General features: G+C 73.0%; 19 protein-coding genes. 8 read left to right on the forward strand and 11 right to left on the reverse strand.

Annotation, left to right across the window (positions count from 1 at the left end):
* Positions 1-78: 78 nt before the first annotated feature.
* The 4 genes from AB0E88_RS01030 to AB0E88_RS01045 form a co-directional block, all read right to left on the reverse strand.
* Positions 79-2418 (reverse strand): ABC transporter substrate-binding protein, encoded by a 2340-nt coding sequence (locus AB0E88_RS01030; RefSeq protein WP_361621648.1) that lies wholly within the window; start codon positions 2416-2418, stop codon positions 79-81.
* Entirely contained in the window at positions 2418-4649 is a 2232-nt protein-coding gene (locus AB0E88_RS01035; RefSeq protein ID WP_361621651.1) for a bifunctional serine/threonine-protein kinase/ABC transporter substrate-binding protein, read from the reverse strand. The genes AB0E88_RS01030 and AB0E88_RS01035 overlap by 1 nt, the downstream gene beginning before the upstream one ends.
* Entirely contained in the window at positions 4649-5545 is an 897-nt protein-coding gene (locus AB0E88_RS01040; protein WP_361621654.1) for a hypothetical protein, read from the reverse strand. The genes AB0E88_RS01035 and AB0E88_RS01040 overlap by 1 nt, the downstream gene beginning before the upstream one ends.
* A gap of 258 nt (positions 5546-5803) precedes the next feature.
* The gene (locus AB0E88_RS01045) at positions 5804-6673 is read right to left on the reverse strand and encodes an AraC family transcriptional regulator (protein WP_361622290.1); all 870 of its coding nucleotides are present in this window, start codon (positions 6671-6673) and stop codon (positions 5804-5806) included.
* Positions 6674-6791: 118 nt separating this feature from the next.
* On the opposite strand from AB0E88_RS01045, the gene AB0E88_RS01050 reads away from it, so the two are divergent.
* Positions 6792-7643: a phytanoyl-CoA dioxygenase family protein gene (locus tag AB0E88_RS01050; RefSeq protein WP_361621657.1), complete on the forward strand. Its 852-nt coding sequence runs from the start codon at positions 6792-6794 to the stop codon at positions 7641-7643.
* 147 nt (positions 7644-7790) lie between these two features.
* On the opposite strand, the gene AB0E88_RS01055 is transcribed toward AB0E88_RS01050, so the two are convergent.
* Positions 7791-9314 (reverse strand): chitinase, encoded by a 1524-nt coding sequence (locus AB0E88_RS01055; protein WP_361621660.1) that lies wholly within the window; start codon positions 9312-9314, stop codon positions 7791-7793.
* A gap of 254 nt (positions 9315-9568) precedes the next feature.
* Between AB0E88_RS01055 and AB0E88_RS01060 the strand changes: the two genes are divergently transcribed.
* Positions 9569-10198, forward strand: coding sequence for a class I SAM-dependent methyltransferase (locus AB0E88_RS01060; protein WP_361621663.1), 630 nt, complete (start codon positions 9569-9571; stop codon positions 10196-10198).
* Between the two features lie 76 nt (positions 10199-10274).
* Here AB0E88_RS01060 and AB0E88_RS01065 read toward each other — a convergent pair whose 3' ends face one another.
* Positions 10275-10805 (reverse strand): FxLYD domain-containing protein, encoded by a 531-nt coding sequence (locus AB0E88_RS01065; RefSeq protein WP_361621666.1) that lies wholly within the window; start codon positions 10803-10805, stop codon positions 10275-10277.
* A 216-nt stretch (positions 10806-11021) separates the two neighbouring features.
* Positions 11022-11939 (reverse strand): helix-turn-helix transcriptional regulator, encoded by a 918-nt coding sequence (locus AB0E88_RS01070; protein WP_361621669.1) that lies wholly within the window; start codon positions 11937-11939, stop codon positions 11022-11024.
* Between the two features lie 244 nt (positions 11940-12183).
* Here AB0E88_RS01070 and AB0E88_RS01075 point away from each other — a divergent pair, with 244 nt between their 5' ends.
* Positions 12184-13365 carry an MFS transporter gene (locus AB0E88_RS01075; protein ID WP_361621672.1) on the forward strand — a complete coding sequence of 394 codons (1182 nt, stop codon included), beginning with the start codon at positions 12184-12186 and terminating at the stop codon, positions 13363-13365.
* 69 nt (positions 13366-13434) lie between these two features.
* Complete coding sequence (locus AB0E88_RS01080; RefSeq protein WP_361621675.1) at positions 13435-13725, forward strand: hypothetical protein; 291 nt, start codon at positions 13435-13437, stop codon at positions 13723-13725.
* A gap of 183 nt (positions 13726-13908) precedes the next feature.
* Here the strand turns inward: AB0E88_RS01080 and AB0E88_RS01085 are convergent, their stop codons facing one another.
* Positions 13909-14574, reverse strand: a complete 666-nt coding sequence (locus tag AB0E88_RS01085; protein ID WP_361621678.1) for an MSMEG_1061 family FMN-dependent PPOX-type flavoprotein — start codon at positions 14572-14574, stop codon at positions 13909-13911.
* Between the two features lie 333 nt (positions 14575-14907).
* Between AB0E88_RS01085 and AB0E88_RS01090 the strand changes: the two genes are divergently transcribed.
* Positions 14908-15843, forward strand: coding sequence for a DUF817 domain-containing protein (locus AB0E88_RS01090; RefSeq protein ID WP_361621681.1), 936 nt, complete (start codon positions 14908-14910; stop codon positions 15841-15843).
* Here the strand turns inward: AB0E88_RS01090 and AB0E88_RS01095 are convergent.
* Together AB0E88_RS01095 and AB0E88_RS01100 are read right to left on the reverse strand one after the other, a co-directional pair.
* Positions 15731-16471, reverse strand: coding sequence for a class I SAM-dependent methyltransferase (locus AB0E88_RS01095; RefSeq protein WP_361621684.1), 741 nt, complete (start codon positions 16469-16471; stop codon positions 15731-15733). The genes AB0E88_RS01090 and AB0E88_RS01095 overlap by 113 nt on opposite strands.
* Before the next feature lie 235 nt (positions 16472-16706).
* The gene (locus AB0E88_RS01100) at positions 16707-17030 is read right to left on the reverse strand and encodes a hypothetical protein (RefSeq protein WP_361621687.1); all 324 of its coding nucleotides are present in this window, start codon (positions 17028-17030) and stop codon (positions 16707-16709) included.
* A 229-nt stretch (positions 17031-17259) separates the two neighbouring features.
* Between AB0E88_RS01100 and AB0E88_RS01105 the strand changes: the two genes are divergently transcribed.
* From AB0E88_RS01105 to AB0E88_RS01115, 3 genes are all read left to right on the forward strand, one after another.
* A complete protein-coding gene (locus tag AB0E88_RS01105; protein WP_361621690.1) occupies positions 17260-18450 on the forward strand; it encodes an FAD-dependent oxidoreductase in 1191 nt (396 codons plus the stop codon).
* Positions 18447-19400, forward strand: coding sequence for an RNA polymerase sigma-70 factor (locus tag AB0E88_RS01110; RefSeq protein ID WP_361621693.1), 954 nt, complete (start codon positions 18447-18449; stop codon positions 19398-19400). Before AB0E88_RS01105 ends, AB0E88_RS01110 begins: the two co-directional genes overlap by 4 nt.
* Positions 19401-19641: 241 nt before the next feature.
* The gene (locus tag AB0E88_RS01115) at positions 19642-20352 is read left to right on the forward strand and encodes a DUF4232 domain-containing protein (protein WP_361621696.1); all 711 of its coding nucleotides are present in this window, start codon (positions 19642-19644) and stop codon (positions 20350-20352) included.
* An 11-nt stretch (positions 20353-20363) separates the two neighbouring features.
* Here AB0E88_RS01115 and AB0E88_RS01120 read toward each other — a convergent pair whose 3' ends face one another.
* Positions 20364-20762, reverse strand: coding sequence for a hypothetical protein (locus AB0E88_RS01120; protein WP_361621699.1), 399 nt, complete (start codon positions 20760-20762; stop codon positions 20364-20366).
* Positions 20763-20966 lie beyond the last annotated feature (204 nt).

The following is a 20966-nucleotide window of genomic DNA, read 5'->3' on the forward strand; positions in this document are numbered from 1 at the left end:
GCCGGGAGTGCCTTCAGCCGCCGGCACGGGCCCGACCAAGGACAGTGTGGCCCCGCCGCATCCTCCCGGCGCAAGGGCTCACCCCGGTGGAGGGGCGCTTCGATAGGGGCCGAGGAAGCGGAAGCGGCCGTTCGTGGACCGGAAGAGATACAGGGCGTCCTCGTCGCGCACGTACGTGGTGGTGGCCGCCGAGTACCGCAGGGTCTTGGTGATGCCCCGGTACTCGGTGTCGCGCAGCCGGTTGAGGACAGCCGCGCGTGCCGCACCGCCCGGGCCCACAGCGGCCATCGCCGTGGCGGCGAACAGGGCCGCGTCATACGCCTCGGCGGCGTACCAGGGCGGGGACGCCGACCGGAAGCGTGTGCGGTAGGCGGTCACGAAAGGCTTCGCGGAGGACACCGCCACGGGGTCGGTGAACACCGTCGCGAACAGCCAGCCCTCCGTGGCGAGTCGGTCCGCTCCCCGCAGGAACGCCCCGTCCAGGGCGCGCTGCGTGGCCAGCCGCGCACCGGAGTAACCGGCCGTGCGCAGCGCCCCCGCCAGGCGCGCGGTGCGCTCGGGGCCACCGGTGAAGACGACCGCGTCGACGTGTGAGCCGGTGACGCGGGCGGCGAGAGCGGAGAAGTCGCCGTCGGCTGCCAGGGTGCCCGCCACGGGCGCGACGGTCCCGGCCGACCGCAGGCCCTCCGCGGCGTAGGCGCAGACGACGGAGCCGAACGTGCCCTCCGTCCGGTCGTCGATGAGCATCGCTCTGCGCGCGCCGGGGAGACGGTTGACGCAGGCGACGAGGGGGGCGGCCAGCGAGGCGTCCGACGGGTTCGTGGGGACGGCCTCCCGGGTGGTGACGGAGGACGCGGGCAGTTCGGTGGTGCTTTCGCCGACGGACACCCAGAGCGTGGGCACCTGAGCATCCTGATAGGTGCGATGGACGGCCGTCGCACACGCGTCGGTGGTCGGGCCGATCACCGCGCGGATCCTGTCGTCGGCAGCCACCTGCTGTGCGATGGCCACGGCTCGTTCCGCCTCCCCCGCGTCGTCGTGGATGCGCAGGTCCAGCAGGAAGGGCTGCCCGGCGCGGGAGTTGAACGCGTCGACGGCGAGCAGCACGCCGTCGCGCTGGGCGATGCCCGCGGCCCGCCGGGGTCCGGTGAGATCCGCCTGGACGGCGATGGCCAGACGCGGCGGTTTCGCCGCCGTCCCCGGTGACGCGGCGCCTCGGCCGCGGTGTGCCGCCCACCAGGCCGCAGTGCCGCCGGCCGACACCACACCCGCCGCCGATCCCAGGGCGAGCAACCGGCGGCGCGTGTACCGGGCGGGCGGGACGGTGATCCCGGCGGGCGGCGACGCGGTCCCGGCCGACGCGGAGACGGTGCCTTCGGACGCCGGCCGACCCGCCGCTACCCCGGGGCCCGCGGACACCTGCGTCGCCTCGACCGCGGGCAGCGCGAGCACTGCCGCGGAGCGATGCGCGATCAGCCGCATGACCGGTTCGGGCAGCCATGCGCCGCCCGCCGACGGCCGGGCGTCGCCCGGCGCCGGTTCCGGTGGAGACGGCCGTGTGCCGTCCGTCGGTGGGTGCGGGGCGGACGGCCACGCCTCGCCTTGTCTCGGATCCGCGGCGGTCAGCGTGCGGCACACCTCGGCGGCGGTCGGCCGGGACTGCGGCTCCTTCTCCAGACACGCCCGCAGCAGTGGTGTCAGCCCGGCCGGCACACCGTCCAGGTCGGGTGCGTCGTAGACCGTGCGGGCGAGCATGCCGGCCGGCGAGCCCTCGCCGAAGGGCCGTACGCCGGTCACGGCGTAGGCCAGCAGACAGCCGAGGGAGAAGACGTCACTGGGCGGCCCGATCTGCCCGCCGCTGCCCCGGGCCTGCTCCGGCGACAGGAATCCGGGGGAGCCGACCACCATGCCGGTGGCAGTGAGCGCCGTGTCCTCGGCCTCCCGGGCGATACCGAAGTCGATCAGGCGGGGGCCGTCATGGGCGATCAGCACATTGCCCGGCTTGACGTCCCGGTGGACCAGGCCGGCCGCGTGCACCGCGTCCAGCGCCTCGGCGAGCCGGGCACCCAGACGCCGTGCCGGTGCCGGCGGCAGCGGCCCGCACTCCTCCACCACGTCGGCGAGCGCCGGCCCGGGGACGAACGCGGTCACCAGCCAGGGCAGGGCCGCGTCGGGGTCCGCGTCGACGAGGGGCACCACCCACGGACTGCGGACCCGGCCGGCCATCTCCACCTCGCGGCGGAAGCGGGCGCGGAACCCGGGATCGTCCGCGTACCCGGCCCGAACGACCTTGACGGCGACGAGAGCGCCGCCGGGCGAGCGCGCCAGATACACCACGCCCATGCCCCCGGCGCCCAGCCGGTGCAGCACCCGGTGGCGGCCGACCCACGGCGGGTCGGTGGCGCGCAAGGGCTGCATCAGACCGGGACCTGGTACGGCGCCGGACCGGCGTACTGGAAAACGCCGCCCGAGACCTTCCACAGGAAGACGCCGCTGCCGTCGATGCGCAGCGCGCCGGTCGCCGGGTCGAAGGCGAAGTTCTTGGTGATGCCCCGGTAGGTGACGGCGCGGATGGCCTCCGTGAGTCTGGCGCGGCTGCGCTGTGCGGCGGGCAGGGAGCGCAGGGCGCTCGTGACGAGGCCGGCCGCGTCGTAGGCCTCGGCGGCGTACCAGTGCGGTGCGGTGCCGAAGCGTCCGCGGTGGGCGGCGGCGAACTTCCGGCCCTCCGGTTGCACGGACGGGTCGGTGGCGGGGGCGACGATCGTCCAGCCGTCGGCGGCGGCCCCCGCCGCACTCAGGAAGCGCTCGTCGAGGACGCCTTGAGCCGCCGCGCGCGCCCCGGTGAAGCGCCGGTCGTGCAGTTCCCTCGCCAGCAGCGCCGCCCGGTCGTGGTAGCCCGCGAACACGAGGGAGTCGATTCCCGCCGCGGTCAGCTCGTCCAGCACGGCGGCGAAGTCGGTCTGCAGCGCGCTGACCACCTTGGGCACGCTCGGCCGCCGGGCCTCCCGCAGCAGCTTGCTCAACGGGCCGCACAGCTCCCAGGCGTAATCGTCCGCCTTCCGGTCGTCGATGAGCCCGACGGTCCGCGCGCGGGCCGTCCCGAGCAGGAACGCGCGCAGGTAGAAGCCGAGGATCGAATCCTGCGGGCGGGCCTGGAAGAAGGACTTGTGCCCCTGGACCGACAGGCTGATCGCCCCCGGCGAGACCGCGACGACCGGCAGCAGCGCGGTGTCGTACGTCGTCAGGGACACCGCTGCCGTGGCGTCGGTGGTGGGCCCGATCACGGCGAGGACCGAGCGGTCGTCGGCCAGCCGCTGCGCCGCGCGCGCCGCCTCCGCGGGGTCCCCACGGTCGTCCTCGGCCCGCACGGAGAGCGTGAAGGGCCGGTCCGTGCGGGCGTTGAACTGCTCGACAGCCAGCCGCACACCGCGCTCCTGGGCCCTGCCGATGTCCTTGCGGTCCCCGGTCAGGTCGGCGTGCACCCCGAGGACGTACACCGGGAGCCCGCCGGCGGTGGTCGCCGGGGGACCGTCGTCGCGGGTCACCGCCCACGCGGCGAGGCCGCCCCCGGCCGCGACGACCGCCGCGGCCCCGGCCAGCAGCAGCAACCGGCGGCGTCCCGGTGGTGCCGCGGCTTCCGCGGCGGCCTCGGTGGGCGCGCCCGCGGTGGGCACGGCCGCCGCGTCCACTTCGGTGGCGTCGATGTCCGGCAGTTCGAGCACGGACGCGGACCGTTCGGCGATCAGCCGGACGACCGGTTCGGGCAGCCACGCGGGGGGTTCCGCCTCGGGTGTGCCGTCCGGCGCACCACCGGTGCCCTCTGCCGGGGCGGGCACCGGCCGGTCGCCCTCGAACGCCGCCCTGACCTCCCCGGCGGTGGGGCGGTCCCGCGGGTCCTTCTCCAGACAGCCGCGCAGCACCGCGGCGACGTCCTGCGGTACTCCGTCCAGGTTCGCGGGGTCGTGCACCGCGCGGAACATCAGCGCGTCGGGGGCGCCGGTGCCGAACGGGGGCCGCCCGGTCGCGGCGAAGGCGAGGACACAGCCGAGGGAGAAGATGTCGCTGGGCGCCCCCACCGAAGGGCCCTCGCCCGCCCGGGCCTGCTCCGGCGAGAGGTACCCGGGGGTGCCGACCACCATGCCGGTCGCGGTCAGCGTGGTCTCCTCCGGTGCCCGGGCGATACCGAAGTCGATCAGTCGCGGCCCGTCGACGGCCAGCAGCACGTTGCCGGGTTTGACATCGCGGTGCACGAGCCCGGCCGTGTGGACGGCGTGCAGGGCCTCCGCGAGCCGGGCTCCCAGCACCCTCAGCCCGGGCTGTGCGAGCGGCCCGTGGGCCGTGACGGCCTCGGCGAGGGACGGCCCCGGCACGAACTCGGTCGCGAGCCAGGGGGCCGCCGCCTCGGGGTCGGCGTCGACGACGGGCACGGCCCACGGACTGGTGATCCTCCGGGCCGTCGCCACCTCGCGACGGAACCGCTCGCGGAAGCCCTCGTCCTCGGCGTACTCCTCCAGCACGAGCTTCAGGGCGACGAGGGTGCCCGCCCCGGAGCGCGCCAGGTACACCACTCCCATGCCACCCGCGCCGAGCCGCCGCAGCAGACGGTACTCCGCCACCCTCGCCGGGTCGGAGGTCCGCAGCGGTTCCATCAGCCCACCGTCCCGAGCGACGTCCGAATCCGTTGCAGCATCCGCACCAGTCCGTCGATCGCCGTCCGGCTGAGCTGCTGCTGGGTGCAGCCGGCGGCACAGCGCGCCGACACGCCCACCGTCACCGTGCTCAGCCGGGCCACCAGCCACTGATACGTGAACTGGCCCTGATCCGCGCCGCCTTGGGCGTTCGTCGCCGCGCCGTCCAGGTCGTAGTGGCCGGCTTCGTAGACGGTGTCGTCGGCGTACTTCTGGTCGCCCTTGCCGAAGGGGTTGCCGAGCGATCCGAGGCCCGTCACCCGCTCGGCCGATCTGATCTGCTGGTCCGGGCAGCGCAGCACCTCCTCGAGCGTGGTGCTGAGTTCCTGGTCGGCACTGGTCACGGACGCGTGGACGGTGACCATGGCGGTCACCTTGATCGTGGCGGCGTCCGTGCCCCCGGGCAGTTCGCTGTAGCGCGAGACGCCGGCCAGCACCCCGGCGGGCAGTTTCCGCCGCTGCCACCGGCACGAGTCGTCCAGCACGGCCCAGGTGCCCGGGGCGCTCGCGGCCGGCTTCTGCGCCACGAAGTCCTGCCGCCACTCCTCGGGTCGCAGTGCGACGGCCTCGGCCAGCCGTTCGGCGTCCGCCGCCGTTTTCGGCACCTTGGCGGCGTCGGGCGTGAAGGGGGTTGTCGGGGAGGCGCCGGCCGAGCCGTTCCCCGAGGCACTGCCGGAGGGGGTCACCGGCGAGCCGGTGGCCGTCGTCGCCGACGGAGTTCCCCCGTGATGCCGCTGCCCCGCCGCTGAACCGTCGCCGCCGGACGGTGAGCAGCCGCCGGTCAGCAGACCGACCGCGACCGCCAGAGCGGCCCAGCGCGCTCTCTCCCGGCGCCCCGGCCTGCGTATGGAACGCATACTCTCTCCCCCCGGCACGGCGCCCCCGCGCGAGGCAGCCCGGTCCGGCCGTCCCCACGGCCCTCGTCCCCGGCCCCGCGTCGATGACCCCCCGAGCCATGATCGTGGCGGGCCCAAGCTAGCAGGATCGGAAGGGCCGCAGCGGTGGAACGTCCCAGTACGTCTGCCGGGGTTCCTCGGCGCGTGGCCGGTGTGACGAAGGGCCGTGGGCCGCCTCGGCGGCCTTGCGAGCCGTACGCGCGGCGTCACGGCATCGCGTCACTGAACCGGCTGCTGTTCCACCGGCAGCCACAGCTCCGCGTCCGCCGCCTTGCCGTCCGCCGACATCCGCAGACGCAGGATCTCCGGCCCGGGGCGGCTCCGGTACGGGTTCGACGGGAACCACTCGGTGAACACGTCCCGCCACAGCGCCTGGATCGCCTCCGGGGCCGGCCCCGAGGTGGTGAAGACCGCCCATGTCCCGGCCGGCACGGGCAGCGTGGCCATGCCCTGCGGAGCTGCGGCCGAGGTGACGACCCCGTGGTAGTAGTCGAGTTCGGCGCCCTCCGTCCTGCTGGGATCGAGGTCGTCGCAGACCGCGAGGATGCCGTGCGGCTCCTGGTCGGACAGCTTCTCCAGAGTCTCCCCCACCTGCCGGCCGATCCCGCGGACGAAATCGATGATCGCCCGGTTCGGCCCCGAATGCACCAGCGGCACCCGGGCCTTCGCCCCGACGACGGTGAACTCCGGCTTGTGCACGAGGCGGTAGCGCATGCTGCTGCTCCCGTCGACGACGAGGCGGAACGACATGCGGGGCTGGGAGCTGAGCGCGGCACCGGTGCGCCGCGCCTCGCCGGGTCCGACGCCGTGCACGCCGCGGAAGGCCCGTGCGAACGCCTCGCCCGAGCCGTATCCGTACCGCACCGCGATCTCCAGCAGCGTTCGCTCCCCGGCCAGTACCTCCGCGCCCGCGACGGTCAGCCGCCGGCGCCTGATGTACTCGGACAGCGGCATCCCCGCGAGCGCCGAGAACATGCGCCGCAGGTGGTATTCCGAGGTGGCGGCGGCCCGCGCCAGCTCGCCCGCGTCGATGGAGCCGTCGAGCCGCCGCTCGATGTCCTCCATGACCTGATTCAACCGCTCCAGCACCGTCGCCTCCAAGATCCGACCGACGATTCAATCAGGTGGTGTCCCGCATGCCGCACCCGAGAAAAGCGGTGCGGCAAGTGTCGGGTGGCGGTCAGGGGCGGCACCGCACGATGGACGCATGGACGACACGACCTTGGTATCCCGCTTCCTCCGCGACGGCTTCGTGAAGCTGGAGGGCGCCGTCGCGCCCCGCGTGGCGGCGAGCTGCGCGCGGCTGCTGTGGCAGGAGACGGGCTGCGACCCGGACGACCCGCGGACATGGACGCGGCCCGTGCACTGGGTCGGCGGGATGGCACAGGGGCCGTTCGCCGCCGCACCCAACTCCCCGGCCCTGCACCGGGCGTACGACCTGCTGGCCGGCGCCGGGCGCTGGGAGCCGCGCTACTCGCTCGGCACCTTCCCGCTGCGCTTCCCGCACGCGGAGGAGCCCGACGACGCGGGCTGGCACATCGAGGGCAGCTATGCGGTGGACGGCGAGACCTGGCCCTTCACCAACCTCCGCTCACGCGGCCGGGCCCTGCTGATGCTGTTCCTGTTCAGCGAGGTGGGGGAGGAGGACGCTCCGACGCGGATCCGGGTCGGCTCCCACCTCGACGTGCCGAAGGTGCTGGAGCCGTACGGGGAGGAGGGCGCGAGCGTCCTGGACCTCGCGCCGGACCTCGCAGCGGCGTCCGCCCACCGGCCGCTCGCTCTCGCCACCGGTTCCCCGGGGGACGTCTTTCTGTGCCATCCGTTCCTGGTCCACGCGGCACAACCGCACCACGGCGTGCGGCCGCGCTTCATGGCCCAGCCGCCGCTGCTGCCGTCCGCGCCGTACGCACTGGACCGGGCCGACGGCGCGTACTCACCCGTGGAGATCGCGATCCGCCGCGGCCTGGGACACGCCACCCCCGGCCCCGCGAACGAGGGCAGCGGACAGGCCGGCCACGAAGCTCAGCGCGGCCGGGCAGAGCACGCGTCGGCCGGCTGACCGGTCACGCACGCCGGCGGCCCAGGTTCGGCCGGCGGAACGCGGGGCGACCCCGCAGGGGACCCTGGCGGACGAGACTCGTTTCCGATGCCTTGTCCGGGGCCTCCTGCGGGGCCGTGGCGGCCCGGGCAGGTGAGGGGCGGCGGTTCAGCAGGCGCCGAGGTCCTGCCAGACGCCCCACTCGCCGGTGGTGCCGGGCTCCTCGCCCGTCGTCCACCACTTGGCCTTCCAGGAGTGGCCCTTGTACGACACCCGCTGGCCGCCGGTGTACACCTTGTCCCGGGCCCAGGGGGCGTCCGTGCACTGGCTGCCGGAGCCGCCGGTGATGGTCAGCGCGTAGGTCGCCGAGTGGCTGCCGGAGGTGCCGGTGCCGGTCACGGTGACCGTGTAGGTGCCGGAGGGCGCGGCGGAACCGGTGGCCAGGGTGAGCGTGGAGGTACCGCCTGCGGTGACCGTCGACGGGCTGAGGGAGGCGGTGACACCTGCCGGGGCCCCGGTGACGCCGAGTCTCACGCTCTGGGCGGCGCCCGCCGTGACGGCCGTCTTCACGGTGGCCGTGACGGACTGGCCGGCGGTCACGGATCCGGAGGCCGGGCTCAGCGCGACGGAGAAGTCGTTCGTGGGGGTGGTGGTGCCGCCGGTGAACGGCGCGAAGACGTGCGTGAAGTCCCAGGTGTTCTGCTGGATGCCCGAGCAGTTGTCCGCGGCAGCGCCTCCCGCGCAGCTGCCGTTGTCCCGCTGCAGCGCCCAGAACGACAGGGTGTTGATGCCCTTGGACACGGCCCAGTCGTACACCGTCCGGGCGTTGGCCAGGGTGAAGGTCTCCGCCGTGCCGAAGTCGTCGACGCCGGGCATCTCCGTGACGCCGACCATGTTCCACACCTGGGCCGGGCTCTTGCCCGGGTACAGCTGAGCGAGCAGGTCGTACAGGCCCTGGGCGGCGGTCTGGGTGTCCTTCGCCATGTCGTGGGCCTGGTTGTCGTAGTAGTCGAAGGTCATGAGGTTCACGACGTCGACCCGGGTGCCGTTGCTCACCGCGTTGCGCAGCAGGGCCTCGCCGGTGTCCCCGAGGCCGTGCGTGGTGGTCGGGAGGGTGTAGGAGATCTCGACCTTGCGCCCGTTGGCCGCCGCCCAGTCCTCGACCAGTTTGATGGCCTTGTTGCGGCGGTCGATGGCGGCGGTGTTGTCGAGCGAGTCGACCTCGATGTCCATGTCGAGCCGCGAGATGTCGTAGGTGGTGATGACCTTCTCGTAGGCGGCGGCGATCTGCTGGACGTCGGTGCAGCTGTCGGCGATCTCGGTGCCGGTGGTGTCGGCCGTGTAACCCCCGAACGAGGGGATGACGTCACCGCCGCTCGCCTGGATCGTCCTGATGTCGGCGCCGAAGGTCGAGGCGGCGATCGGCATGCTCGTGTCGCCGTTCCAGTAGGGCGTGCAGGAGCCCTTGGAGGCGGTCTGCAGGAACGCCATCGTCAGGTGCTTGGCGCCGGACTGGGCGGACAGGGCGGCGGGGCTCTCGCCGGTCCAGGCTTCGAAGTAGGGGGCGAAGACGTGGTTCGGCAGGGGAGTGGCGGCCTGGGCGGTGCCGGTCCCGGTGAGGGCGAGGCCTGTCGCGGCCGCGAGGGTGACGGCGGCGGTGAGGGCTGCGCGGGCGGATCGCACGAGTCTCATGTCAGTCCCGGTGTGTGGAGGGATGGGGCCAACGTCCCCGTGACGTCGGGGAGTTGCCGGGTACCGGGATATCGCCGCGCAAGGAGCCGGGTCAATGGTCTGGACCAAAATGGGACTAGACCAATCTGGGCCCTTGGGCTGCCCTCTCCCCAGGACAGGGCACCTGCCGGCGGACTGGACCACGCGTGAATCTCCGTCACCTCGCGGCACGGTCCGATTCGCGGGCACCGGGCCGGGTGTTACCTTCCCTTCCCGTGACGGAGCACCAGGAGCAGACCAGGACGGCCTACGACGGGGTCGTCGAGCTGTACGCGTCGAAGTTCGCCGATCGGCTGGAGACCCACCCGTTCTCGCGGAACATGATCGGCACCTTCGCCGAGCTGGTGCGCGGGACGGGAAATCCGCGGGCAGCCGACGTCGGGTGCGGGCCGGGACATCTGACGGCCATGCTGCACGAGCTGGGGCTGGACGCGTTCGGGCTGGACCTCTCCCCGGGCATGGTCGAGCACGCCCGGCGCGCCCACCCGGAGCTGCGGTTCGAGGAGGCGCGGATGGAGGCCCTCCCGGTCGAGGACGGCGCGCTCGGCGGCGTCCTGGCCCACTACTCGATGATCCATACCCCGCCCGGGGAACTGCCCGCCCTGCTGGCCGAGCAGGTACGTGTCCTGGCTCCCGGGGGACTGCTGCTGGCCTCGTTCTTCGCGACCGACGGGCCGGAGCCGGTCCGCTTCGACCACAAGGTGACGCCCGCCTACAGCTGGCCGGCGGACCGGTTCGCCGACCTGCTGGCCGGCGCCGGACTCGTCACGTTCGCCCGGCTCATCCACGACCCGGACACCGAACGAGGCTTCCTGGACGCCCACTTGCTGGCCCGCCGCCCGTAGGCCGTCTCCGCCCGGCGGACCGCCGCCCCCTCGTCGTACCCTCCCGGAAGAATCGCCGCGGGGACAGGGCGATCACCTAGTACCGCAGGGCCCTGGCGACTTCGGCCCTGACGGTGCCGGAGAGCTTGCGGTTGCTGCGGGCGGTGGCGGTGCCCTCCTTGCCGGCGCCGACGCCGCCGACCGTGACCAGGGTGGTGTCCAGGAGATTGCCCGCCTGGTCGCGCAGGTTCACCTGCACCACGAACGACTTCGTCGAGTCGGCGGTGTTGTGCACGGTGACAGCAACGGTGACGCGACCGTCGTCGGCAGGTGCCGGCGTGCCGAGGCGTACCTCGTTCCTGGCGTCGATCCCGCCCTTCACCTCGTCCAGTCGCCGTCCGGCCTCGGCCGAGGCCGAGGCGAGTGCGGAGGCGCCCTCGGAGGCCAGGGAGGCCACGGCGGAGGAGGCCGCGGACGCCGCCGACGAGGCGGCCGAGGCCGCCTTGCTGCTGCCCGTCGACGGTGCTCCCGAGTCATCGGAGCAGCTGGTCAGGCCGGCCACGGCGCAGGTCATGAGCAGCACAGCCGCGGTGCGGCGTACGCTCCTCTTCCTCAGGCGAGCTCCCACATCTTCTCCCGTGCTGGACCGGTGGTACGGCTTCCAGTGAAAGACGCCCGGCCGGTTGCCGCATGCCCCACGGGGACGCGTCAGGGCAGTTCCACCCGAATAGCGCGGTGCGCTCCGCCAGGTGCCACCTCCGAGACCGCGACGACCGCCGCACCCGGACGGGCACGGTGGTGCGACGCTCCCGCAGCTGAGCCTCCGACGAGGGTCCCCCCGGCCTCACCCGTTCGGCTGCAGGCGGCGCAGGGCGTCCTCGGCGTCCCGGTCGTCGGGCAAGTAGGCCAGGAAGTGGTGACCGGGCTCGTCCACGGCGGCCAGCTTCACGTACCGAAGGCGCAGCTCGCCCACGGCCGGATGCCGGAACCGGCGGACCGAGGGCTGGAACCCGGCCGTCTCCCGGCGCTCGTACCAGCGGGCCGCGTCACGGTCCGACAGCAGCTCGCCGATGAGTTCGGCGAACCGCGGATCGTTCGGCCGGCGAGCGGCCCGTGAGCGGAACTGGCCGAGCAGGGCGCGCGCCTCGTGTTCCCAGTCGGCGAGCAGGGCGCGCGCCGGCGGCCAGCGGAACACCAGCCAGAGGAGGTTGCGCTGCTTGGGGTGCAGCCGCGCCGGATCGGTCAGCAGGGCGGCGTACCCGGCGTTCCACGCCAGCAGGTCCCAGTGCGGGTCGAGGACCACGGCCGGGTGGGGTGCCATGGCCTGCACCAGGCTGAGCAGGTTGCGTGACACCCAGGTGGGTGCGTCGACGGGTGGCCTGCTCTCCTCCACGAACGACAGGACGTGCGCGGTTTCGGCGGCGTCCAGTCGCAGCGCCCGCGACACCGCGCGCAGCACCTGCTCCGAGGTGCGCACCCGGCCCTGTTCCAGCCACGTGTACCAGGAGACGCTGATGCCGGCGAGTTCCGCGACCTCCGCCCGCCGCAGCCCCGGGGTCCGGCGGCCGCGGGTCTGCGGCAGGCCCAGGTCTCCCGGCGTCAGCCGGTCACGGCGGGACCGCAGGAAGGCGCCCAGTTCACGGCGGGGGGACTCGCCCGAGGGCGTGAGCGCGGCGCTCACCGGCCACCACACCTGCCGCCGGCCGGGGCCGCCGGGGAAACGCGTGCCGCCGGGGCCGAGTTGCAGGGGTCCAGGGGCCACAGCCCGCCGCGCGTCATCGTGCCTCTCCTCCGGACAGCGGGCGTCGGCCTGAACACGTACGCCCCCTTGTGATGCTGCCGCAACCAGGCGCGACGCCGGACCAGCAGGCTGTGAGTGATCGTAATAGCCGGCGCTCTCCGCGCCGCGGGGCCCGGTGCTGGACTGGGGTCGGACCGAGTCCGCCCAGGAGCGGTCCTCTGTCGTCTGTTCCCCCGTCGTACCCTCTGGAAGGGAGCGTCCACCCGTGACCAGCACCGCGCCGACACCAGTGGCGGCCTTGCCCGCGTCCTCCCTGCGGTTGTTGCGCACCGCTGGATTCGTCAGCAACTTCGACCGCTTCTGCATCGCGCCCATGCTGGTTCTCATCGGCCCTGGGCTCGGGGTCGCGCTTCCCGCCGTGGTGCCGGCCGCGAGCGGCTACTACCTCGCCTACGGGCTGATGCAGCCGGTATGGGGCGTGGCCGGCGACCGTTGGGGCCGGGTGCGGGTGATGCGGGTGTCGCTGACCGGTGCGGCCCTGGCCGCCTTCGCCTCCGCCCTCGCTCCCGACGCTTCCGTGCTGATCGGGGCCCGCGCCCTGGCCGGCGCGTTCTTCGCCGCGTCCATCGCCGCCTCGCTCACGTACGTCGGCGACACGGTGCCCGCCGCGACACGGCAGCGGCCCCTCAGTGAGCTGATGACCGCGTTCGCGCTCGGCACCGCCGTGGCCACGGTCGTAGCGGGAGCGCTGGCGCACTACCTCACGTGGCGGCTGGTGTTCGCGCTGCCCGGTGTCCTCGCCGCGTACCTGACGGTGGCTCTGCGTCGTCTGCCCGAGCCCGAGCGGGGCCGCCCCGGATCACTGCTGGCGCCCTTCCGCGTGGTCCTGACCTCACGCCGGCAGTGGTACGTCATGGCGGTGGCGATGCTGGAGGGAGCGGTGCTCCTGGGCTTCCTGACCTATCTGGCCCCGGCGCTGGAGGCGCACGGAGTTCCCACCACCGCGGCCGGCGCGGTCGCGGCTCTGTACGGGGTCGGTTCCATGGCCGCGGCGCAGGTCGTCAAACGGCTCGTCGGGCAATGGTCCCCGGTGGGCCTGATCGTGGCCGGCGGGGTGCAGATGGCTCTGGCGTACCTGCTCGCCGGCTGCAGCCAGTCCACCGGGGCGCTCGTCCTGGTCGCCCTGCTCCTCGGGGGCGGCTGGTCCTTCATGCACTCCACGATCCAGTCCTGGGCGACGGCCGTGTCCCCCACGGCCCGCGCGACCGGCGTGGCCATGTTCGGCGTTGCCCTCTACCTGGGCAGCGCCGTGGCCACAGAGCTGGCGGCCTCCGCCGTGCAGGAGCACGGCTACCGCCCTGTGTTCTGGCTGGCGGCGCTCCTGACCGTGCCTCTGACGGTGGCCGCGGCGGCGGGCCGGGCGCGCTGCGGCCCCCTCGGGGATTGACGGGTGCGGATCGTGGAAGGAGTGCTGGGGCAGGGGCACACCCTGCGTACGGGAAGGGGGAACCTGCGCATGGCCACGGACGCCGACGCCATCAGGATCACAGGGAAGGTGCAGGGGCGGGACATCATCCTGTCCGGACCGCTGTCGAAGGACGAGATCCGGGACAGGGTGTGGTGGTGGCAGACCCCCGATGCCCGCGAACCGCACGAGCACGGTGAAGCGCAGCACCCGCACGACGAGTCGGCTCGCGACGTGATCGCCACCCCGGGCGGCTACTACGAGATCCCGCACGACCCCCACGCCCGCGAAGCGAGCGAACTGATCGACATGCTGTACGCGGAACTCCACCCGGCGGAGTGAACAACCCGCACCAGCGGCGACCGAAGAGGGGGCCCTGCCCGGCGTCCCCACATGAGGCGGCTGTCGCTGGTGCGGGCTCGACGCGGCCGAGAAACCCGAGGGCGCTCGGGGCTGTAGCGCCCTGTCTCCGGGGCGCCCCTCGCCGTGAGCGGCGTACCCCTGCGAAGAGGGCTCGGTCCGCATTCACTCGTAACGCAGGCGGAGTGACTCCCGTTCGGCCTCCTCGATCTGCTCGACGGTCAGACCCGGCACGTCCAGTTGGGCCAGCGTCACCTCGGCGCTGGTCGGCTGGGCATCGGCCGGCACCCACCGCTCCGGCTGCCAGGCGTCGGCCCGCATCAGCGACTTCGGGCAGTGCGGATAGACCTGCTCCACCTGCACCACGAGCGCGGTGACCGGCGGCCTGCCGACGGCAGTGAGCCGGGCGAGCAGTTCCGGGCGGGCCGAGACGCAGGCGCGGCCGTTGACGCGCAGCGTCGTCGGACGGCCGGGGATGAGGAAGAGCAGCCCTGCACGGCCGGTCTCCAGCACGTTGTGCATGGTGTCGAGCCGCTTGTTGCCGGTCGCGTCGGGGACCACCAAGGTCCGCTCGTCCAGCACCGAGACGAACCCGGCCGGCCCGCCCCGCGGCGTCACATCCGCCCGGCCCTCGGCGTCCGCGCTGCCGATGAACACCAGCGACGAACAGCCGATCAACGCCCGTGTCTCCGCCGTCAGGTGGTCGCTCTCCTTGCGGAGCGCGTGCGGGTTCGGCGGCGGGTAGAGCTCACGCAACTGCTCCGGACCGGTGAGGGCGTCCGCCCGAAGCGCGTCGAAGAGCGAGCCGGCGGGACCAGCGCCGATCCTCATGCGGCCGGTCCTGGGCGTGGAAGAGGAGACCATGCGGTGATCTCACCACACCGGCCGTCGGAGGAACGAAGGATTACCCGTAGGCCGCGACGAGCAGCGGCCGGTCCTCAGCGGTCACCGGCTCTCAACCGATCCCGGTGGCCGTCGAGGCCAAGGACAGGACCAGGGCACCGAGCGCGCCCACGGCGCCGTAAAGGCGCGTTGTGGGCCGGTCATCGCTTCGGCGGACGTACAGCGACGTACAGCGCGGTGGTCACCGTGAAGGCCCGATCTTTGAACACGTTCAAATATGCCCCTAGGATCGTGACCTCGCCGTCGAGCGGAGGAGGGGGCATGCACCGCGAGGAGAGGTCCATCACCAGGGGGCTGCGGCACGGGCTCCGCCAACTGGTCCGGTTCGGGGTGGTCCAGGCCCGGGCCTGCGCCTTCGCCGTGGCGCTGCTGGCCGGGATCGGGGCCGCCCGGCTGCTGCCGCCGCTGCCCGTGGCCCGCTACGACCTGATCCTGATCTACGGTGTGCTGCTCACCGTCGTCGCCCGAAGGGTGGGCTGGGAGACCCGGCGGGACACCGCCGTCATCGTCGTGTGCCACGCGGTGGGCCTGCTGTTCGAACTGGTCAAGGTGCGCCTGGGCTCATGGAGTTACCCGGAGGACGCCCTCACCAAGATCGCGGGAGTCCCGCTGTACGGCGGTTTCATGTACGCGGCGGTCGCCGGCTATGTGTGCCGGGCCCGGCGCCTGATGCGGCTGCGGTACACCCGCTACCGCGCGGCGGCCACCACCCTGGTGGCCGCGGCCGTCTACCTGAACTTCTTCACCCACCACTGGCTGCCCGACCTGCGCTGGCCGCTCGCGGTGGCGATGATCGCCGCGACCGCCGGAACCTGGGTCGGATTCGACGTCGGCACGCATCGCTACCGGATGCCGCTCGCCGTCTCCTTCGTCCTGATCGGCTTCTTCCTGTGGGTCGCCGAGAACGCGGCCACCTACGCGGGTGCCTGGAGCTACCCGCAGCAGCTCGGCGGCTGGCACCCGGTGCCCCTGGCCAAGTTCGGCGCCTGGTCCCTGCTGATCAGCGTGACGTTCGTCCTCGTCGAACACCTGACGGCTGCCCGCCCGGAACCGGGGACGCCTTCACGCCCCGGCGCGGCGGAACCTACGGTTTGTGGCACACCCAGAGCAGTTCCGCCGGCCAGCGGTGTGCCCAGTCGGGTGGGTCGGTCTCGTTGTAGCCGTTGGGTGTTCCGACTGCGGGCCGCGGTTCGATGAGGTCGTCGATGACGAGACCCGCGCCGCGCAGGACCCTGACCCAGTCGCCGTAGGTGAGCTGATAGCTGGTCGCGCCGTCGCCCTCGGCGATGGTGTCCAGCCCGAAGTAGTCCTGTTGCAGCGTCGTGGTCACGCGGCCGGCGGCTTCGTCGTAACAGGCCTCGAACCATGGGCTGGCGACGTTGAACACCAGGCGCCCGCCCCGGCGCAGGACGCGTGCGGCCTGCGGGACGGCCAGGTGCGGGGGCGCCCAGCTGAGCCCACCGAAGTCGCAGAACACCAGGTCGAAGCTGTCGGCGGCGAAGGGGAGTTGTTCGGCGGCGCCCTGCACCAGCGGGTAGCGGGCCGCACCCATCGTGCCCGCCGCTGCGGCGAGTTGGGCTTCGGACAGGTCCACCCCGACCACGGCGGCGCCCTCGGCGGCGAGCGCCCTGGACCACTGGCCGGCGCCGCAGCCGAGTTCGAGGACCCGCTTGCCGGTGACGTCGCCCAGGGCGTGCAGCTGTGCGTCCGGGATGGAGTACATGCCCCACAGCCGGGGTGTGGCGCCGATCTGCGGGTCGTGCTCGCGCTGGTAGGTGCTGCTGATCCGGTTCCAGAGCCGCCGGTTGGCGGGGATGCTGTCCACGTGCCGACTCCAGCACTGCCTGCCGGGGGCGGTCAACACGATTAGGGGCCCTGAGCGGTGGTCCTCGGTGACCGACACCGGTGGCCGTCGGACCGGCACCCCTTCTCGGGAAGCGTCCGGTGGATCACTGCCCCGGCTCACCCGCCGCAGCCGAGGTGAAGGGCCCCGCATGCCCCGGATGCACCGCCGGCATCACGGTGGCCGGTGCCGGCGGGGGTGTCCCGGCGTCTGCGGGTCAGCACCATTCGTCGGCCAGGTGGGGGACGACCTTGCGGCAGTAGTGGCAGGTGGACCCGGCCTCCAGGTCTTCGGCCAGGCCGGTGCACGTGGGGCACTTTCCCCGTTCGAGGACCGGGCCGCGCCCCGCGGCGCAGGCGGGGCAGAGGTGTGCGAGGACGTCGGGCGCGGCCGGGTGGCCGGGCAGGACCTGGGCCGCCGGCCGGAGGACCCACCCGGCTTCGGTGATCAGCTCCTCGAACCGGGCGTTCACCGGCTCCTCGGGCTCCAGGTACAGGGCCAGGCAGCCCTCACGGTCACAGGTCACGGCGTTGCGGATCATCGGATCTCCAGAGTCTCGGCGGGGCTGACCTGCACAGGCGGGTGCCCGGGGCGTCGTTGCTCCATGCGTTCGGGGTGCGCCGAGGACGGTGATCGCCACCCCCGGTCCAGACCTCTCCTCTTCAAGTGACGCGGGTCACATCGGCCCCATGTCACGAACGGCAAGGCAGCTTGCGTCCGGTGGTCGTCCGCAAGGCGGGAACGGCCGACACGAAAGAGGCAGCAGAGCGATGAACGCGACAACGCGGCAACACGAGGTCCTGGTCCTGGGCGCCGGCTACGCCGGGCTCTCCGCCACGATCCAGCTGGCGGCCCGCACCAGGAAGCGCGGGAACCTGCGAGTGACGCTGGTCAACCCCTACGACACCTTCACCGAGCGGCTCCGCCTGCACCTGACCGCCACCGGCCAGGAGACGGCCCAGCTGAACATCCCGGAACTTCTGGACGGCACCGGGGCCGGCTTCGTCCGCGGCTGGGTCACCGCCGTGGACGCCGGGGCGAAGACCGTCCGGATCGACGACGACCGTGTCCTGCGCTACGACACCCTGGTCTACGGCCTGGGCAGCATCGCGGACAGCGCCACCGTCCCCGGCGCGGACGACCACGCGTACACCCTCGACGGCCCGCAGGACGCCGCCCTCCTCGCCGAGCGGCTGGCCGGGCTCGACGGCGGGACCGTCGTGGTCTGCGGCAGTGGTCTCACCGGCATCGAGGCCGCAGCGGAGATCGCCGAGCGGCACCCGCGGCTCCAGGTGGTCCTGCTGGGCCGGCGGGCACCCGGCGCGAGCATGCACCCGAAGGCCAAGGCCCACCTCGACGCGGCGCTCGCCCGGCTCGGTGTGCGGGTGCGCAGCGGTGTCGAGGTGGTCAAGGTGCTGCCGGACGGCGTCGAGCTCGCGGACGGCTCCGGCATCCCGGCGGCCGCGGTGCTGTGGACCAGCGGCACCCGCGTCCCCCCGCTGGCCACGGCCGCGGGCCTGGCCGTCGACGAGCGGGGCCGGGTGCTCACCGACAGCGCGCTGCGCTCGGTCTCCCACCCCGACGTCTACGCCGTGGGCGACGCGGCGGCGATCCGGCAGGGCTACGGCGTGATGCACGGGACCTGCCAGGGCGGCATGCCCACCGGCGTGCACGCGGCCCTGTCGATCCTGCGGGTGCTGGCCGGCAAGGACCCCAAGCCCTTCCGTTTCGGTTACTACCACACCCCCGTCAGCCTCGGCCGGAACGACGCCGTGGTGCAGTTCACCCGCCCCGACGACAGCCCGCGCCGGATCGTGCTGACCGGCAAGCGGGCGGCACGGTACAAGGAGACGGTCAGCGCGGCGCCATGGCCGACTTTCGCCCGCATGAAGAAGATGCCCGCCTCGGGCGCCTTCTGGCCGCACGGCGGCCGCTACACCCGGACCAGGAGCGCCACATGACCCAGCCGCAGCAGACCGACGCCGACCAGCTCGCCTTCCAGCGGTACCGCACCCTGCTCTTCTCCGTCGCCTACCGCATCCTCGGCACCGCCGCCGACGCCGAGGACGTCGTCCAGGACGCCTGGCTGAAGTGGTCTGCGGCCGACCGGTCCCAGGTCGCCGACCCCAAGTCGTACCTGACCCGGATCATCTCCAACCTGTCGATGGAGCGGCTCCGCTCGACCCGCCACCAGCGCGAGACCTATGTGGGGCCCTGGCTGCCCGAGCCCGTCCTCACCGACCCGGACACCGCAGACGGCGTCGCCGCGGCCGACTCGGTCTCGACGGCCCTGCTGGTCGTGCTGGAGACGCTGAGCCCCCTGGAGCGCGCGGTGTTCGTACTGAAGGAGGTCTTCGCCTTCAGCTACGCGGAGATCGGCGAGGCGGTGGAGCGATCGGAGGCGGCGGTACGGCAGGCCGCGCACCGCGCCCGCGAGCATGTGCGGGCCCGGCGGCCGCGCTTCCCCGCGGACCGCGCCCGCCAACGCGACGTCACCGAACGGTTCTTCGCCGCGGCGACCGGCGGCGACATCAACACGCTGATGGAACTGCTCGCCCCGGACGTGACGCTGTGGACGGACGGCGGCGGCAAGGTCCGCCAGGCCCTCAAGCCGGTCATCGGCCTGGACACCGTGGCCCGTTGGTTCTCCGCGCTGGGCACGGCGACCTACCAGGGCGTCGAGCCCGGACAGATGCGGGCCGAACTCACCACGATCAACGGCGGCCCGGGCGTGGTCTTCCACGGCCCCGACCGGGTGATCGCCACGTTGACCTTCGACTTCGACGCCGAGGGCCGCATCTCGACCATCCACAACGTCGCCAACCCGGACAAGCTCCACGCCGTCACCGAGGGCACCCGGCACCGGATGGTCGGCGGTGCCTCCGCCGAGTGGCCGCCGATCAGCGACTGAAGTGACTCAAGGTCCGCACATGACCCGTGCGCGCGGCCACGCGCACCCGCGACCGGTCGCCGCGGCCTCCTCGCGCGGGGGCAACCCCCGCAGCGTTGTTACCGAATGCGGACAGACCGGAGTGAACGGTGCGCGTCCTGACGTCATCTCAAGGGGTGCAGTGAAACAGTGGATACGGCCGGTCGCTCTGCGTGAGCAGGGCGGGCGCCGCGTCCCGGGACACCATGGGGGAGCTTTCATCATGACCACACACCGTGCCCGCCGTACCGCCCGTCCGGCCGCTCTGGCCGCCGTCACCGCCGCGCTGGCGCTGGGCCTGACCGCCTGCGGGGGCGCCGACGACAGCTCGCAGCCGGCAGGCGGCGGCCACACCTCCGGCACCGCGCAGAGCCGGCCCGCGTCCCAGGGGGACGGCACGGGCGGCACCGAACAGACCGGCAGTGGTGGGAAGGCCAAGGCGGAGACGCACTCGGCGAAGCCCTCCAGCGGGACGGACCAGACCGCGAGCAAGGGCACGACGAGTGACGCCCGGCCGTGCCGCGGAGACGAGATGCTGGTCACCGCGGTGCACCGATTCGCCGGTCAGCAGGGCGACCACCTGCTGGTCACCGCGACGAACGAGGGCTCCACGCCGTGCTGGGTCACCTCGTACCCGGCGGTGAAGCTCGGGGGAGACGTCGACAGCGCCGCACTGCCCCACTCGAAGAAGGACAACCCGGGCGGCGACCGGCACATCGTGCTCCGGCCGGGAGCCAAGGCATACAGCGCGGTGAACCTCTTCGACTACGGCTCGAAGAACCACACCGCGCAGTCGTTCGCCCTCGCGCTGCGCGGCGCCGACGGTCACAACGGCCCGTTCTACTCCGTCGACAGCAAGGGCGAGAAGCCGCAGTTCAGCTGGAACGAGGCCGATGTGCTGAACTGGAACACAAAGAAGCCGTACGACTTCTGACGCGACGTCGACTACGAGCCGGCCCTGCGCCGCACCGCCGCCAAGCAGGCCAGGCCGACAAGCCCCACGGCAGCCAGAACGGCGGCCAGAAGCAAGGGCTGGCCCACATCGAGGTGGTGCGGCGCCGCCTCCACCGTGTGATGAGGACGCTCAGGAGGGCTGTTGCCGTCCCCGAACGAGTCCTTGAGCACGAAGACCACCGTGTCGACGACATGAAGCAGGCGGTTCTGCACACCCACAGCGGCTTGCCCGGTGACGGCCTTCCACCACTGAGCCGCGGCGTACCCGACGCACAGAAACGCCAGACCCAGCGATGCACCGGGAGCGATGTACCAGGTAGGGGGTACACGCGGCGCGACCGGCCGTCGCTGGGCCGAGCGGTGCCGGGGAGGACAGGCGGAAGGCTGCATGGGCCGATCCTGCCTCGCGAGTCCCCTCCAGGCATGAGTACGCCTACTCAGCTGCCCGGAGACGGAGTGCGGGTGGTGGTGCTCCCGGCATCACCCCGCCGTGCGACCGCCGCGGTCACGCGCCGGGCCACGCGCCAGGCCGTTGACGCACCGCTCGCCGGCGTTCCGTTGCTCGTCTGCGCGATGACCCGGAGCGCGGAGGTC

The organism is Streptomyces sp. NPDC028635 (assembly GCF_040637635.1).
GTDB lineage: Bacteria > Actinomycetota > Actinomycetes > Streptomycetales > Streptomycetaceae > Streptomyces.